The organism is Methylobacterium tarhaniae (genome assembly GCF_001043955.1).
GTDB lineage: Bacteria > Pseudomonadota > Alphaproteobacteria > Rhizobiales > Beijerinckiaceae > Methylobacterium > Methylobacterium tarhaniae.
Map to the genome: position 1 here is coordinate 1 of NZ_LABZ01000211.1, position 14,918 is coordinate 14,918.

The following is a 14,918-nucleotide window of genomic DNA, read 5'->3' on the forward strand; positions in this document are numbered from 1 at the left end:
TCCACCCCAACATCCCGGGTTTTGCTGCGCGGCCCCGGGACGACGTGGAGTGGGTGAGGATCGTCGATTCGAATCGGCCGAGGCGCCTCGACCCTCAGTCCGTCGAGCGGCCCGGGGCTACTCCGCCGCCTCCGCCGGCAGCGGCGCCGGCTCCTCGCCGAGCCACGCCCCCAGATCCGCCCGGGCCCGGTCGGTCATCGCCCGCTTCTTGGCCTGCGCCTTCTCGGTCCCGCGCAGGCGCTTGCCGTCGGGGGCCTTCGGCGCCCGGTCGAGGGGCGGGAAGAGGCCGAAATTGACGTTCATCGGCTGGAACGAGCGCGGCGTGCCGGCCTCCTCGGCCGAGACGTGTCCGCCGGTGATGTGGCCGATCAGCGCCCCGAGCGCCGTGGTGACCGGCAGCGGCTCCAGCGTCCGGCCCTGGCGCTCGGCGGCGGCGAAGCGCCCGGCCATCAGGCCGATCGCGGCGCTCTCGACATAGCCCTCGCAGCCGGTGATCTGGCCGGCGAAGCGCAGGCGCGGCGCGGCCCTGAGGCGCAGGGTGGCGTCGAGGAGGCGCGGGCTGTCGAGATAGGTGTTGCGGTGCAGGCCGCCGAGGCGGGCGAACTCGGCGTTCTCCAAGCCGGGAATCGTCCGGAAGATCCGCACCTGCTCGGCGTGGCGAAGCTTCGTCTGGAAGCCGACCATGTTGTAGAGCGTGCCGAGCGCGTTGTCCTGGCGCAGCTGCACGATGGCGTAGGCCTTGACGGTCGGGTTGTGCGGGTTCGTCAGGCCGAAGGGCTTCATCGGCCCGTGGCGCAGGGTCTCGGGGCCACGCTCGGCCATCACCTCGATCGGCAGGCAGCCGTCGAAATAGGGGGTCGAGGCCTCCCATTCCTTGAACGAGGTCTTCTCGCCCTCGATCAGGGCGGTGATGAAGGCGGCGTATTGCTCCCGGTCGAGGGGGCAGTTGATGTAGTCCGCCCCCGTCCCGCCCGGGCCCGCCTTGTCGTAGCGGGACTGGAACCAGGCCTTGCCCATGTCGATCGAGTCGCGATGGACGATCGGCGCGATGGCGTCGAAGAAGGCCAGCGACTCGGCGCCGGTGAGGCCGCGGATGCCCTCGGCGAGACCGGGCGCGGTGAGCGGGCCGGTCGCCACGATCACGCTGTCCCAGGAGGCGGGCGGCAGGCCGTCGATCTCCTCGCGGGCGATGGTGACGTTCGGGTGCGCCTCGAGCGCGACCGTCACGGCGTGGCTGAATCCCTCGCGATCCACCGCGAGCGCGCCGCCGGCCGGCACCTGATGGGCGTCGCCGGAGCGCATGATCAGCGAGCCGAGGCGGCGCATCTCCTGATGCAGCAGCCCGACGGCGTTGAGTTCCGCATCGTCGGAGCGGAACGAGTTCGAGCAGACGAGCTCGGCGAGGTTCTGGGTCTGGTGCGCCTCGGTGCCGCGCAGGGGCCGCATCTCGTGCAGCACCACGGGCAGGCCGGCCTCGGCGATCTGCCAGGCGGCCTCCGAGCCGGCAAGGCCGCCGCCGACGACGTGAATGGGATCTGATCCGGACATGACGCGGCATATCGGATCGGGCACCGCCGATGCAACACCGACGGGACGTCGAGGGGGCCGGACAAGCGAACGCCCGCCGGAAGGGGCGGGCGCGCGAGACGATGGGCGGCCCGAGGGCCTTCGATCGACTTGGGGTACGCAGTACGCGGATACTCGGTACGCTTGTCCCTGCTACTCTCGGGCCTGCTTACGCGACCGAGCGGGCGATGCCCTGGATCTCGAAGCGGCTGATGCCGAGATCGTCGAGCTCGCGGTCAGACAGGCGCGACAGCTCGTGCACGGTCTCACGGTAGCGGAGGTAGGAGCGGATCTTGCTGAGGATGAGGGAAACGAACATCGGATGTGACCTCTGAGCGGGCAGCCGGTGCGAACCGTTTCGGCATCGCCTGCCTGCTTCTGTTGCAACGCACCATATGGGAAATGGCTGCGCTGGTGGGAGGCGGGGTCGCGTAAGCCAGCCATGCATGATTCACATGCAGCGCGCAGGGAATCGTCAACCAAGCCCTGTGCCCGCCGATTTGGCAGCACTCTGGCGCATGAAGCTCAGGAATTTCGGGGCTTTAGGCACTATGCTGCACACGCGAAGGGCATCGCCGCGGAGGGTGTCGGCGGCCGGTCCGCGCGGCCTGTGGAGCAACGATGCGGCAGCTGATGATGACTGGGTGTGCAGTGCCGCGAGAAGGGTGGTCGGACGCCTTCGGACGCTGCCCCGGAGGGCCTGCCGGCGCGAGATGCGTCTCGATGCGTGGAGTCGACCGCCGCTCGGGCCCGACCACATCCGGTGACCGGTTTGGGGATGGTCCCCGACGGGCGCGTGCGACGGCAGCCCGGCCCCGCTGGCTGCCGCCTTTCCGGCGAGGAGCGAAGGGGCCTATCGTCGTGAGGAGACGCGCCTTCGTAGGTTCGATCCGCGGCCCCGACGCCACCCCGCGCTGACGCTCAATGCAGGCGCGGCGCGACGAGGAAGCTCGACCGGTCGGCCGAGACGACCGGGATGCTCAAGGTCCGGCCATCACGATGCACGGTCAGGGGCACGGTGATGCCGGCGGGCCCCAGCGCCCAGACGGCGCGCAGGAAACTCGCGAGGTCGCTGACCTCCGTCTGGCCCACCCCGAGCAGGATGTCGCCGGCCCGCAGGTCGGCGATCTCGGCCGGGGCGCGGGGGGAGAGTCCCATCACCACGACCTGATCGTCCATCTCGGTGGCGTAGAGGCCGAGCCAGGGCCGGGGCGGGCCGGAGGCGCGGCCGAGGGTGGTCAGGTCGTGGAGGATCGGCTTCAGGAGGTCGATCGGCACCGCCATGTTGATGGCGCGGCTGTCGCGGCCGCCCTGCTGCAGCTGGAGCGAGCCGATGCCGGTGAGCTCGCCCGCCGGGCCGATCAGCGCCGCCCCGCCCCAATGCGGGTGCGAGGGCGCGGTGAAGATCGCGTCGTCGAGCAGGTATTCCCAGTAGCCGGCGAATTCCTGCCGGGCGACCACCTCGGCGGCGACGGCCCGGGAGCGGCCGCCGGCCCCGGCCATCACCAGCCGGTCGCCGATGCGCAGGGTATCGGCGCTGCCGAGGGGCAGGTGAGGCAGGTCGAGGCGGTCCAGCGCCTGGACCAGGCCGAAGCCGGTGGCGGCGTCGTAGCCGACCACGTGGCCGGGCGCGGTGCGCCCGTCATGGGCCGTCAGCCACACGCTCTCGGCCTCGGTGATGAGGTAGCCGATGGTGAGGATCAGGCCGTCCTCGCCGATCAGGACGCCGTTGCCGGCCCGCTCGGTGCCGAGGATCTCCGCCGTGTAGGCGCCCTCCGGTACCCGCGAGGACAGGGCGACGACGGCGGTCAGGGTCTGGTCGAGGTCGTAGGAATAGGCGGACGGGCGGGGCTGCACCGCGGAGGGGATCTTCCAGTCGCCGGGCGCCGCCATGATGGCCTCCTGCCGGGGCCTCGATCGCCCCGTGTCTCGTCTCATCCGGCGGGGCTCGTCGGCCCCGCCCGCTCGCTCCCGTTATAGGTCGCGGAGCCGCCCCCGACAGGCGGTCGCAGACGCGCCGGCGAGCACCGGATCACGAAAAAGCCCGGCTCCTGCGAGCCGGGCGAGAGAGAAGGGTCCCGTGAGGTCTCGCTCGGAGGAAACCGCGCTTCAGTACTTGCGCACGAGCGGCACCGGAGCCGGCTCGGGGGCCGACGCGACGGTGTAGAGCGGGGCGATGACGCGGAACCAGCCCTCGGTCGAGTAGGCGTCGCGGTTGGTCGGCAGGCCGGTGACCGGCGAGATCTGCTTGACGGAGGTGGCGACGTCGCGGGCGACCCAGGCCTGGACCGAGAACTTGCCGAAATCGTAGCCGACGAGGCCGCCGAGGGCGAAGCGGCCGCCACCGCCGCCCACCACCGTGCCGCAGGTGCCGAAATTGCCGTTGCAGGGCGCGCCGAGGGGCAGGGGACCGCGATTCGGCAGGTTGGTGGTGCCGTAGCCGATGGCGCCGATCTCGAACTTGCCGAACTTCTTGGTCGCCGTCAGGTCGAGGTTGAGGGCGTCGGTCGGGAACTGGCTGCCGTAGAAGCCCGGAATGCCGTTCCGGCCGCTGAAGCGGGCCGGCGTGTCGTAGAAATTGTAGGTGAGGTTGGCGGTGATGTTCCAGCCGTCGCCCGTGTAGCTGATGCCGAAGCCCTGGCGGTAGGTGTTCGAGGCCAGGATCGGCAGGCCGCCGCCGCGGCCGGCATTCAGCTCGTTGAGGTAGACGCCGGAGAGGTAGCTCACGCCGACATTGTTGCCGAGATCCCAGGCGAAGATGCCGCCGACGAAGGTGCCGACATTGATGCTGGTATCGCGGCCGCCCGCGGTGCGGGAGAAGGTGAACACGGTCGGCGGGGCGACCACCGCCTCGAAGCGGGCGCCGAGGACCTTCCAGGGCGTCGACCAGACCAGGACCGGGACGTTGACCGCGGTGTCGGTCGAGGTCGCGTTCGGGCCGTCGGGGCTGCGATAGGTGAAGGTGTTGATCGCGTAGATGCCCTCGGGCAGCGGAGCGCCGATCGCGAGGCCGACCTGCTCGCCCGGCACCGTCGTGGTCTGCGCGTAGGACGCGGTCGCGGAGACGCTCAGCGACAGGGCAGCCGCCCCCGCGGCCAGCCAATACTTGACCATGAGATTTCCTTCCCAAGCACTTATCGAAGTCGACACGCGCAAGACACCGCACCGATACTGCACGTCATCGATGCGTGCTTGTCTCGGCGGGTCTTCCGGCGTCGGCCATGCGGCACAGTCTGAACGTCTTATTTTTCTAACAGCCGCGCTCGGAAAGCCAGCCTTTTGCCCGGCCGCAGCGCAGACTATGCCGATGCGTTGCGCAAATGACGCATTTTTGTCATGCAATAGCGGATTTGTACTTTGGTGGTATAACGCGCGAAGCCGGGAAGAAATCCCGGCTTGCTGCACTGCACAGAGGGTTTCGCCGTCGATCCGGCGGCGATTCGCGGGTATTTTCGACCGAATCTACTCGGCCGCCTGCTTGCTGGCGGCGGTCTTTCGGGTTTTCGGAACCTTCGGGGTCGCGGCCGGGGCCGTCCGGGCCGCGGGACGGCGGGCCAGGACTTCGCGCAGGAAGCGGCCGGTATGGCTCGCCTCCGACGCCGCGATGTCCTCCGGCGTGCCTTGCGCCACGATGGTGCCGCCGCCGTCGCCGCCCTCGGGGCCCATGTCGATCACCCAGTCGGCGGTCTTGATGACCTCGAGGTTGTGCTCGATCACCACGACGCTGTTGCCCTGGTCGACCAGCTCGTGCAGCACCTCCATCAGCTTGGCGACGTCGTGGAAGTGCAGGCCGGTGGTCGGCTCGTCGAGGATGTAGAGGGTGCGGCCGGTGGCGCGCTTCGACAGCTCCTTGGAGAGCTTCACCCGCTGCGCCTCGCCGCCCGACAGGGTGGTGGCCTGCTGGCCGACCCGGACATAGCCGAGGCCGACCCGGGCCAGGGTGTCGAGCTTCTCGCGGATCGCCGGCACCGCCTTGAACAGCTCGGCCGCCTCCTCCACGGTCATGTCGAGGACGTCGGCGATCGAGCGCTCGCGGTACTTCACCTCCAGGGTTTCGCGGTCGTAGCGCTTGCCCTTGCAGACGTCGCAGGTGACGTAGACGTCGGGCAGGAAGTGCATCTCGATCTTGATGACGCCGTCGCCCGAGCAGGCCTCGCAGCGCCCGCCCTTGACGTTGAACGAGAACCGGCCGGGCTGGTAGCCGCGCGCCTTGGCCTCGGGCAGGCCGGCGAACCAGTCGCGGATCGGCGTGAAGGCGCCGATATAGGTGGCGGGGTTCGAGCGAGGGGTGCGGCCGATCGGCGACTGGTCGATGTCGATGACCTTGTCGAGATGCTCGAGCCCCTCGATGCGGTCGTGCGGCGCCGGGTGCTCGAGGGCGCCGTTGAGCTTGCGCGCCACCGCCTTGTAGAGCGTGTCGACCACGAGGGTCGACTTGCCGCCGCCCGAGACGCCGGTGATGCACGTGAAGGTTCCGAGGGGGATCTCGGCGGTCACGTCCTTCAGGTTGTTGCCGCGGGCGCCGACGAGGCGCAGCATCTGGGGCTCGGGTTTCTCGCCCTTGGGCGCCGGGATCGTCTTGCCCTTGCGCCGGCTCTTCGGCACGTGCACCGAGCGCTTGCCGGTGAGGTATTGGGCGGTGAGCGAGTTCGGGTCGGCCAGCAATTCGGGCGGCGTGCCTTGCGCCACGATCTGCCCGCCATGGATGCCGGCGCCGGGCCCGACATCGACGACGTAATCGGCCTGGAGGATCGCGTCCTCGTCGTGCTCGACCACGATGACCGAGTTGCCGAGGTCGCGCAGGCGCTTCAGCGTGCCGAGCAGGCGCTCGTTGTCGCGCTGGTGCAGGCCGATCGACGGCTCGTCGAGGACGTACAGAACGCCGGTCAGCCCCGAGCCGATCTGCGAGGCCAGACGGATGCGCTGGCTCTCGCCGCCCGACAGCGAGCCCGAGCCGCGGGCGAGGGTGAGGTATTCGAGGCCGACATCGACCAGGAAGGTCAGCCGGTCGCGGATCTCCTTGAGGATGCGGACCGCGATCTCGTTCTGCTTCTGGCTCAGGTGCTCGGGCAATTCGCCGAACCAGCGATGGGCGTCGCGCACCGAGAGCACGGTGGCGTCGCCGATGTCGGAGCCGGCGATCTTCACCGCCAGGGCCTCGGGCTTCAGGCGCTTGCCGCCGCAGGCCGAGCACGGGGTCTCGCCCATGAAGCGGCCGATCTCCTCGCGGGCGGTGTCGCTGTCGGTCTCCTTGTAGCGCCGCTCCAGGTTCGGGATCACGCCCTCGAACGGCTTCGAGACCTCGTAGGCGCGAAGTCCGTCATTGTAGGCGAAGCGGATCTCGTCGCCGTCCGAGCCGTAGAGCACCACCTGGCGGGCGGCCTCGGTGAGCTTGGCCCAGGGCGTGTCGGTGCGGAAGCGGTAGTGCTTCGCCAGGGCTTCCAGGGTCTGGCCGTAATAGGGCGAGGTCGATTTCGCCCAGGGCGCGACGGCGCCGCGCGACAGGCTCAACGCCTCGTCGGCGATGACCAGCGTCGGGTCGATCCGCATCTCGTGGCCGATGCCGCCGCAGGTCGGGCAGGCACCGAAGGGATTGTTGAACGAGAAGAGCCGCGGCTCGATCTCCGGGATCGTGAAGCCGGAGACCGGGCAGGCGAAGCGCGACGAGAAGGTGATGGGCTCGGGCGCCTCGCCGTCCTCGGGCGCGTCGGCGAAGGCGACGACCGCGATGCCGTCGGCGAGTTCGAGCGCGGTCTCGAACGAATCGGCGAGCCGCGAGGCCATGTCGGCCCGCACCACGATCCGGTCCACCACCACGTCGATGTCGTGCTTGAGCTTCTTGTCGAGCTTCGGCGCGTCGTCGATGGCGTAGTACTCGCCGTCGATGCGCAGGCGCTGGAAACCCTTCTTCTGGAACTCGGCGATCTCCTTGCGGTACTCGCCCTTGCGGCCGCGCACGACCGGGGCGAGCAGGTAGAGCCGGGTCTTCTCCGGCAAAGCCAGCACCCGGTCGACCATCTGGCTGACGGTCTGGCTCTCGATCGGCAGGCCGGTGGCCGGCGAGTAGGGGATGCCGACCCGCGCCCACAAGAGGCGCATGTAGTCGTAGATCTCCGTGACGGTGCCGACCGTCGAGCGCGGATTCTTCGAGGTCGTCTTCTGCTCGATCGAGATCGCCGGCGACAGCCCGTCGATCTGGTCGACATCGGGCTTGGCCATCATCTCGAGGAACTGGCGCGCATAGGCCGAGAGCGATTCGACGTAGCGGCGCTGGCCTTCCGCATAGATGGTGTCGAAGGCGAGCGACGACTTGCCCGAGCCGGACAGGCCGGTGAACACCACCAGCTTGTCGCGCGGGATCGTCAGGTCCACGTTCTTCAGGTTGTGCTCGCGGGCGCCCCGCACCGCGATCACGCGGCCCTCCGCGGAACGGTCGAAGAGCTTGTCGAGAGAGGCCATGCAGGAAGGCTCCGGGCCGCCGCCGACGGGGCGCGGCCAGGCTTGGTGGGACCGGGGACCGGCCGGGAGCCCGCGATGCCGAGAACCCTGTCGACCGTGTGGGTGACCAGATGGGGCGCCGGGGCTTCCGGGCCAAGGCTCCGGAAAGTCTGGATTTACGACTAGAACAAACTGCGTACAGCGGCAACCGGCGCGTTCTCACAAGCTGAGCGGGGCGTTGTCGATCACCTCCTTCATGACGAAGAAGGTCCGGGTCTGCCGCACGCCGGGCAGGGCGATCAGGATCTCGCTGTGCATCCGGTTGAAGTCCGCCATGTCCGAGACGCGGATCTTGAGGAAGTAGTCGAAGTCGCCGGCGACGAGGTGGCAATCGAGCAGCGTCGGCATGGCGAGCGCCGCGGCCTCGAAGGCGGAGAAGCTCTCGGGCGTCGAGCGGTCGAGCACCACGCCGACGAGGACCAGCGAGCCGCGGCCCACCTTCTCGGGGGCCACCACGCCGCGCACGCCGCGCAGGTAGCCCTCGTCGAACAGGCGCTGGGTGCGGCGGTGGCAGGTCGCCGGGCTGGTATTGACGCGCTTGGCCAGCTCCGCGTTGCCGATGCGGCCATCCTCTTGCAGGAGCCGCAGAATTTTCAGGTCGATGCGGTCGAGCCCGGCGGCCATGAGAGATCCTTCCATCCGACGGCGATAAGGTGGACGCATCTAGCACGCCACGACGTGATCAGGGCGTCATGCTCATCAAATATCGCGCAACTTCGAGAGCACCTTTCACCGAAGCCCTGGTAGTGTGAACGCGGCTTCCACATAGGACCCCGGCGATGACCCAATCGATGCTGTCGCAGTTCGAGCGCTATCCCCTGACCTTCGGCCCGACCCCGATCGAGCACCTGCCGCGCCTGACCGCGCATCTGGGCGGCGACGTCGAGATCTACGCCAAGCGCGAGGATTGCAATTCGGGTCTCGCCTACGGCGGCAACAAGCTGCGCAAGCTCGAATATATCGTGCCGGACGCGATCGCCTCGAACGCCGACACCCTGGTGTCGATCGGCGGCGTGCAGTCGAACCACACCCGCATGGTGGCGGCGGTGGCGGCCAAGATCGGCATGAAGTGCCGGGTGATCCAGGAAGCCTGGGTGCCGCACGAGGATGCGGTCTACGACCGGGTCGGCAACATCATGCTGACGCGGATCATGGGCGCCGAATCGCAGCTGGTTGACGAGGGCTTCGACATCGGCATCCGCGACAGCTGGAAGCAGGCGATCGAGGACGTGAAGGCTAAGGGCGGCAAGCCCTACGCGATCCCGGCCGGCGCCTCGGTGCACAAGTTCGGCGGCCTAGGCTATGTCGGCTTCGCCGAGGAAGTGCGCAAGCAGGAAGCCGAGATGGGCATCCGCTTCGACTACATCGTGGTCTGCACCGTCACCGGCTCGACCCATGCCGGCATGGTGGTCGGCTTCAAGCCCGACGGCCGCGCCGGCAACGTCATCGGCATCGACGCCTCCTGCACCCCGGCCCAGACCCGGGCGCAGGTGCTCGAGATCGCCCGCAACACCTCCGCTCTCGTCGGCGCCGGCGAGATCACCGAGGACGACGTGGTCATCAAGGAGGACTACGCCTACCCGGTCTACGGCGTGCCCTCGAAGGAGACGGTGGAGGCGATCCGCCTCGCGGCGCGGCTCGAGGCGATGATCACCGACCCGGTCTACGAGGGCAAGTCGATGCAGGGCATGATCGACCTGGTGCAGAAGGGCTTCTTCCCCAAGGGCTCGAAGGTGCTCTACGCCCATCTCGGCGGCGCGCCGGCGCTGAACGGCTACAGCTACACGTTCCGCAACGGGTGAGCAGCGACGATCCCCGCCTCGTCCCGTTCACGACCTCATCCTGAGGCGTTAGTCGATCGGAGACCGACTGACCTCGAAGGAGGGCTCCAGAAGTCTCAGGGCCATCTGGAGCCCTCCTTCGAGGCTCAGCGATCCTCGATCGCCCGCACCTCAGGATGAGGTTGCGGATTGGGACTGCCAAGGTGGGACGAGATGATCCTCACGCAAGAAGCCCGGCCGCTCGTCGCGGACCGGGCTTCGTCGTTTCCATCACTGCGGCAACGTCACTTATCGGTGCACAACCCCGCCGCCGAGAGCCGGCGATGGTGCCGCGGGTCGCAATCGGTGGCCAGGAACGAGGCCCATTCGGCCTTCGTGCCGTAGAAGGCGTTGCGGTCGACGTCGCCGCGCACCCCCGGCACCCGGCCGGTCGAGGTGAATTGCCACAGCATCCAGTCGCGGTTGGCGTAGCGCTGCTCCGGCTCGGCGGCGGTGGAACGGACCCAGTGCGGGTAATCCGGCAGCTCGCCCTCCAGCACGTCCTTGTGGAACGTGATGTCGGTGTAGATGATCGGCCGCTTGCCGGTATAGGCCTCCATCTCCCGCAGCATGTACTCGGTCATGGCGAGGGCCTGGGCCTTCGGCAGCTTCTTCGGGCAGAGCTGCGAGTGGCCGTTCCACTCGACGTCGAGAACCGGGGGGAGGGCGGTCGGGTCGTTGGGGACGTTGCGCTTGAACCAGTCCATCTGCTCCTTGGCCGAACGGCACCAGAAGACGAAATGGTAGGCGCCGCGGGGCACCCCGGCCCGGCCGGCGCCGTCCCAGTTCTCGCGGAAGCGCTCGTCGATATGGTCGCCGCCCTCGGTCGCCTTGATGTAGGCGAACTGGGTGCCGGCGCCCTTCACCGAGGCCCAGTCGATCGGGCCCTGCCATTTCGAGACGTCGATGCCCTGGATCGGGTGATGCTTGGCCCGGGCCACGCCCGGATGGGGCTTCACGTCGCCCTTGGTCGGGTAGAAATCGCCCCCCCCGCCGGCGCAGGCCGCGAGCGTGGCGAGGCTCGCCGCCGCCAGGGCGCGCTTGCCCCACCGGACTCCCCGCGACACGACGGAGGACCACGGGGCGGAGGGGATCATCGACTCCATCGGCATCGGGGCGCGACCTGACTTGACGCGGAACACTATGGCTATTCGATGCGGTGGGGCCGGTTAATGGAAGCTTGACGGGAACTGAACGGAATCCTGAAACACGTGGCGGAAAAGCCACGTACGCGCGGGCCGAGGCTCGCGCGCGCCTCGTCCATCGGGCATAAGCCCCGGTCGGGGCTCACATTTGCCGGGGCGGGACGTGGCCAAGGTTCTGTTTACCATCGGGTACGAAGGCGCCGATTCCGAGCGGTTCACCGCCGCCTTGCGCGATGCCGGCGTTGCGACGCTCGCCGATGTGCGGGCGGTGGCGGCCTCGCGCAAGCGCGGCTTCTCGAAGAGCGCGCTGGCCGCCGGGCTGACCGAGGCCGGGATCGGCTACACGCATCTGCGCAGCCTCGGCACGCCGAAGGCCGGCCGCGAGGCGGCCCGCGCCCACGATGCCGGGCTGATGCGGCGGATCTATTGCGAGGAGGTCCTGGACACCCCCACCGGCGACGCCGCCCTCGACGAGCTGGCGGCGCTGGCCGCGGCCGGGCCGACCTGCCTGCTCTGCTTCGAGCGCGACCCCGAGCGCTGCCACCGGCGGATTTTGAGCGAGCGTCTGGAGGGGAGGGGGTTCAAGGTGGTGGACCTGTTCGCCTGAAGCGCGGGAGATCGCCCGCGTCCCGGTCGGATGTCCTCGAAATATTCCTGGCCTGATTACACAACTCGATCTCGAACGGCTTGATCCGGCCGCGTTCCTGTCAGCCATGATCGCGAGCGTCCACGGCAACGAAGAGCCGCCGACAGCGCGTCTCATGGCGCTCATCGCATAGCCGGGTCAGCGCATCACGGAGCACGGCCAGGCAGGCCGCGGATGCGTGAAGCCAGTGCCGGCGGCCTCAGCCCTCGCCCACCCGCGGCAGCGGCGTCGGTGCCTCACCCGGCAGCGCCCGCAGCCAGCCGATCCGCCGCCCGCGCCGTGCCGGCGCCCCTTCGGCATGGGCGGCCTCGATATTGCCGTAGAACTGGTCGGCACTCGCCTCCCAGGTGTAGCGCAGGGCCTCCGCGCGGCAGGCCTCGCGCGGGATCGCGAGCGCCGCCCGGGCGGCCGCGCCGAGATCGTGATCGAGGATCCCGACGGCGGTGCCGCCGACCACGTCGAGGGGGCCGGTGACCGGGTAGGCCGCCACCGGAAGGCCGCTCGCGAGCGCCTCCAGCAGCACGATGCCGAAGGTGTCGGTCAGGCTCGGGAAGACGAAGACGTCGGAGGCCGCGTAGATCCGGGCGAGCGCCTCGCCCGTCAGGGTGCCGAGGAAGCGCGCCGTGGGGTCGATGCCGGCGAGCCGCGCCCGGTCCGGCCCGTCGCCGACGACGAGCTTGGTCCCGGGGAGGTCGAGGCGCAGGAACGCCTCGACGTTCTTCTCCACCGCGAGCCGCCCGACGAACAGGAAGAACGGCCGGGGCAGGCCGGCCAGCGCCTCCGGGGCCGCCTCGCCGTCGCGGGGACGGAACAGGTCGGTGTCGACGCCGCGCGTCCAGCGCATCAACCGGGTGAAGCCGCGCCCCGAAAGGTCGCGCTCCAGGGAGGGCGTGCTCACCATCGTGCCGCTGGATGCACCATGGAACCGGCGCAGCCAGGCGTAGCTCCAGCGTTCCGGCACCGGCAGGCGCGCGGCGAGGTATTCGGGGAAGCGGGTGTGGTAGCTGGTGGTGAACGGGCGGTTCTGCGCCAGGCAGACGCGGCGGGTGGCGAGCCCGATCGGCCCCTCGGTGGCGATGTGGACGTGGGTGGGGCCGAGGGCCGGGAAGCGGGCGGCGACGCCCCGGGCGGTCACCAGGGAGAGCCTGATCTCGGCATAGCCCGGCAGCGGCACGCTGGCGAAGTCGAGGGGCGTCAGCATCACCGGGTCATGGCCGCGCCGGCGCCCCGCCGCGACCATGTGCTCGAGGGAACGGACGACGCCGTTGACCTGGGGATGCCAGGCATCGGTCGCGACGAGGAGCCTCACGCGACGGCCCTGGCCTGCGCCGCCGGGTGATCCGGCAGGGTGCGGGCGGCCGGCGCCAGGTCCTCGACCGGGGCGACGGGGCGGCTGCGCGAGGTGAGGGGAGTGGGGACCTCGGCGTGGGCGCGCTTCCACTCGGCGAAGCGGATCACCTCCATGGTGCCGTCGTAATGCTCGACGACCGCCGTGCAGGATTCGACCCAGTCGCCGGTGTTGAGATAGTGCATGTCGCCGACCATGCGGCTCGCCGCATGGTGGATATGGCCGCAGATCACCCCGTCGGCCTGAGCCCGGCGGGCCTCGGCGATGAGAAATTCCTCGAACCGGCCGATGAAGTTGACGGCGTTCTTGACCTTCAGCTTGGCCCAGGCCGACAGCGACCAGTAGGTCAGGCCGAGGCGCCGGCGCACCCAGTTGAGATGGGTGTTGACGAAGAGCGCCGCCGAGTAGGCGCCGTCGCCGAGCAAGGCCAGCCAGCGGGCGTGGCGCACCACGAGGTCGAACTGGTCGCCGTGGATCACGAGGTAGCGCTTGCCGTCCGCCGCCTCGTGCAGCACCTGATCCTGGATCTCGATGCCGCCGAAATGCATGTCGAGGAAGTCGCGCAGGAACTCGTCGTGGTTGCCCGGCACGTAGACCAGTCGGGATCCCTTGCGCACCTTCCGCAGGAGCTTCTGCACCACGTCGTTGTGCGATTGCGGCCAGTACCAGCCCGAGCGCAGCTTCCAACCATCGACGATGTCGCCGACCAGGTAGATCTCGTCGGCATCCACTTCCCGCAGGAAGTCGAGCAGCAAATCGGCCTGGCAGCCCTTGGTGCCCAGATGGATATCCGAGAGGAACAGGGTTCGCACGCGAAGCGCGTCGGCGTCCTCGGCCACGTGCACTCTCCTTGGCGGCGTCTCGCGCCAGCCAAACCCTATTCGCGTATCACTTTGATGACGCGGGGCGGATCAGGGACGCTCGGCCGGGGAGGGCAGGCCGGAATCCGTTTGCGGAGGCTTAACATCCACCATGCGGATTGCGCAGGTCAGACGCTCAGGGAGGCCTCTACCTCGGCCGTGCCGATTCGTGGTTTTGACAGGATGCCCCGCCGCGATCCGCGGCCGCGCCTCTCCCCCGCTTCTCCCTCAAGAAAAGCACCACGCCCATGGCAGCCCCCCTCGTCGTCCCCGGCCGGTCGGTCACCGGATCTGGCGCGTCGGGCCGCGCGGCAGCGCGACCCTATCTGGGGATCGGGCTCAAGGTTCTGTCGGCGCTCGCCTTCACGCTGATGTCCGCTGGGGTGAAGGTCCTGGCCGACCGGTTCCCGACCGGCGAGATCGTGTTCTTCCGCTGCTTCATCGCCATCGCGCCGCTGCTGCTGTGGCTGCGCTGGCAGGGCAGCGTGCGCGACGCCGTGCGCACGCAGAACCTCAAGGGCCACGTCCTGCGCAGCATCATCGGTGCCTGCGGCATGTTCGCGGGCTTCGCCGGGCTGTCCTTCCTGCCGCTTTCGGACGCGGTGGCGATCGGCTACGCCTCGCCGATCCTCGTCGTGGTGCTGGCGGCGGCGGTGCTGCGCGAGCGGGTCCAGGCCTATCGCTGGGCCGGAGTCTCCGTCGGCTTCCTCGGCGTGCTGATCACGCTGGCGCCCCACCTCGAATTCGGCGGCGCGGCGGGCAACGGCGCCACCGGTGCCCTGTTCGCGATCCTGGCGGCGGGCTGCTCGGCGGCGGCCACGATCCAGGTGCGCAAGCTCACCGGCACCGAGCGCACCGGCGCCATCGTGCTGTACTTCTTCCTGTTCACCTCGCTGCTCGGCCTCTCGACCCTGGTCCTCGGCTGGAAGATGCCCGGCTGGGCCGACCTCGCCCTGTTCGTGGTCGTCGGCGTGCTCGGCGGCATCGGCCAGATCCTGCTCACCGAGAGCTACCGCCACGGCGACGCCTCGCTGG

12 protein-coding genes are annotated in these 14,918 nt (G+C 69.3%); 3 read left to right on the forward strand and 9 right to left on the reverse strand.

What is annotated here, in order from left to right:
- Nucleotides 1–117: 117 nt before the first annotated feature.
- The 6 genes from trmFO to VQ03_RS25690 all read right to left on the reverse strand — a co-directional run bounded on the left by trmFO (nt 118) and on the right by VQ03_RS25690 (nt 8,688).
- The gene (gene trmFO / locus VQ03_RS25670; protein WP_048453753.1) at nt 118–1,548 is read right to left on the reverse strand and encodes a methylenetetrahydrofolate--tRNA-(uracil(54)-C(5))-methyltransferase (FADH(2)-oxidizing) TrmFO; all 1,431 of its coding nucleotides are present in this window, start codon (nt 1,546–1,548) and stop codon (nt 118–120) included.
- Between the two features lie 187 nt (nt 1,549–1,735).
- A complete protein-coding gene (locus VQ03_RS32245) occupies nt 1,736–1,885 on the reverse strand; it encodes a DUF1127 domain-containing protein (RefSeq protein ID WP_082173034.1) in 150 nt (49 codons plus the stop codon).
- Nucleotides 1,886–2,487: 602 nt separating this feature from the next.
- Entirely contained in the window at nt 2,488–3,459 is a 972-nt protein-coding gene (locus VQ03_RS25675; protein ID WP_048453754.1) for a S1C family serine protease, read from the reverse strand.
- Between the two features lie 216 nt (nt 3,460–3,675).
- Nucleotides 3,676–4,680, reverse strand: coding sequence for a transporter family protein (locus VQ03_RS25680; protein ID WP_048453755.1), 1,005 nt, complete (start codon nt 4,678–4,680; stop codon nt 3,676–3,678).
- Nucleotides 4,681–5,028: 348 nt separating this feature from the next.
- Nucleotides 5,029–8,025 carry an excinuclease ABC subunit UvrA gene (gene uvrA / locus VQ03_RS25685; protein ID WP_048453756.1) on the reverse strand — a complete coding sequence of 999 codons (2,997 nt, stop codon included), beginning with the start codon at nt 8,023–8,025 and terminating at the stop codon, nt 5,029–5,031.
- Nucleotides 8,026–8,223: 198 nt separating this feature from the next.
- Nucleotides 8,224–8,688 (reverse strand): Lrp/AsnC family transcriptional regulator, encoded by a 465-nt coding sequence (locus VQ03_RS25690; RefSeq protein WP_048453757.1) that lies wholly within the window; start codon nt 8,686–8,688, stop codon nt 8,224–8,226.
- A 167-nt stretch (nt 8,689–8,855) separates the two neighbouring features.
- On the opposite strand from VQ03_RS25690, the gene VQ03_RS25695 reads away from it, so the two are divergent.
- A complete protein-coding gene (locus VQ03_RS25695; protein ID WP_048453762.1) occupies nt 8,856–9,866 on the forward strand; it encodes a 1-aminocyclopropane-1-carboxylate deaminase in 1,011 nt (336 codons plus the stop codon).
- Between the two features lie 263 nt (nt 9,867–10,129).
- Here the strand turns inward: VQ03_RS25695 and VQ03_RS25700 are convergent, their stop codons facing one another.
- A complete protein-coding gene (locus tag VQ03_RS25700) occupies nt 10,130–10,981 on the reverse strand; it encodes a glycoside hydrolase family 25 protein (RefSeq protein WP_425350096.1) in 852 nt (283 codons plus the stop codon).
- Nucleotides 10,982–11,192: 211 nt separating this feature from the next.
- On the opposite strand from VQ03_RS25700, the gene VQ03_RS25705 reads away from it, so the two are divergent.
- On the forward strand, nt 11,193–11,636 hold the full coding sequence (locus VQ03_RS25705; protein ID WP_048453759.1) for a DUF488 domain-containing protein: 444 nt from the start codon (nt 11,193–11,195) through the stop codon (nt 11,634–11,636).
- 238 nt (nt 11,637–11,874) lie between these two features.
- Here VQ03_RS25705 and VQ03_RS25710 read toward each other — a convergent pair whose 3' ends face one another.
- Together VQ03_RS25710 and VQ03_RS25715 are read right to left on the reverse strand one after the other, a co-directional pair.
- Nucleotides 11,875–12,984: a glycosyltransferase family 4 protein gene (locus tag VQ03_RS25710; protein ID WP_083468219.1), complete on the reverse strand. Its 1,110-nt coding sequence runs from the start codon at nt 12,982–12,984 to the stop codon at nt 11,875–11,877.
- Nucleotides 12,981–13,862, reverse strand: coding sequence for a UDP-2,3-diacylglucosamine diphosphatase (locus tag VQ03_RS25715; protein WP_048453760.1), 882 nt, complete (start codon nt 13,860–13,862; stop codon nt 12,981–12,983). Before VQ03_RS25715 ends, VQ03_RS25710 begins: the two co-directional genes overlap by 4 nt.
- 269 nt (nt 13,863–14,131) lie before the next feature.
- On the opposite strand from VQ03_RS25715, the gene VQ03_RS25720 reads away from it, so the two are divergent.
- A partial coding sequence (locus VQ03_RS25720; RefSeq protein ID WP_048453761.1) for a DMT family transporter occupies nt 14,132–14,918 on the forward strand: 787 nt, incomplete at its 3' end.

Bases quoted from the DNA above. Each gene is read 5' to 3' on its own strand.
- trmFO (WP_048453753.1), bottom strand. From the start codon at position 1,548: ATGTCCGGATCAGATCCCATTCACGTCGTCGGCGGCGGCCTTGCCGGC.
- VQ03_RS32245 (WP_082173034.1), bottom strand. From the start codon at position 1,885: ATGTTCGTTTCCCTCATCCTCAGCAAGATCCGCTCCTACCTCCGCTAC.
- VQ03_RS25675 (WP_048453754.1), bottom strand. From the start codon at position 3,459: ATGGCGGCGCCCGGCGACTGGAAGATCCCCTCCGCGGTGCAGCCCCGC.
- VQ03_RS25680 (WP_048453755.1), bottom strand. From the start codon at position 4,680: ATGGTCAAGTATTGGCTGGCCGCGGGGGCGGCTGCCCTGTCGCTGAGC.
- uvrA (WP_048453756.1), bottom strand. From the start codon at position 8,025: ATGGCCTCTCTCGACAAGCTCTTCGACCGTTCCGCGGAGGGCCGCGTG.
- VQ03_RS25690 (WP_048453757.1), bottom strand. From the start codon at position 8,688: ATGGCCGCCGGGCTCGACCGCATCGACCTGAAAATTCTGCGGCTCCTG.
- VQ03_RS25695 (WP_048453762.1), top strand. From the start codon at position 8,856: ATGCTGTCGCAGTTCGAGCGCTATCCCCTGACCTTCGGCCCGACCCCG.
- VQ03_RS25700 (WP_425350096.1), bottom strand. From the start codon at position 10,981: ATGATCCCCTCCGCCCCGTGGTCCTCCGTCGTGTCGCGGGGAGTCCGG.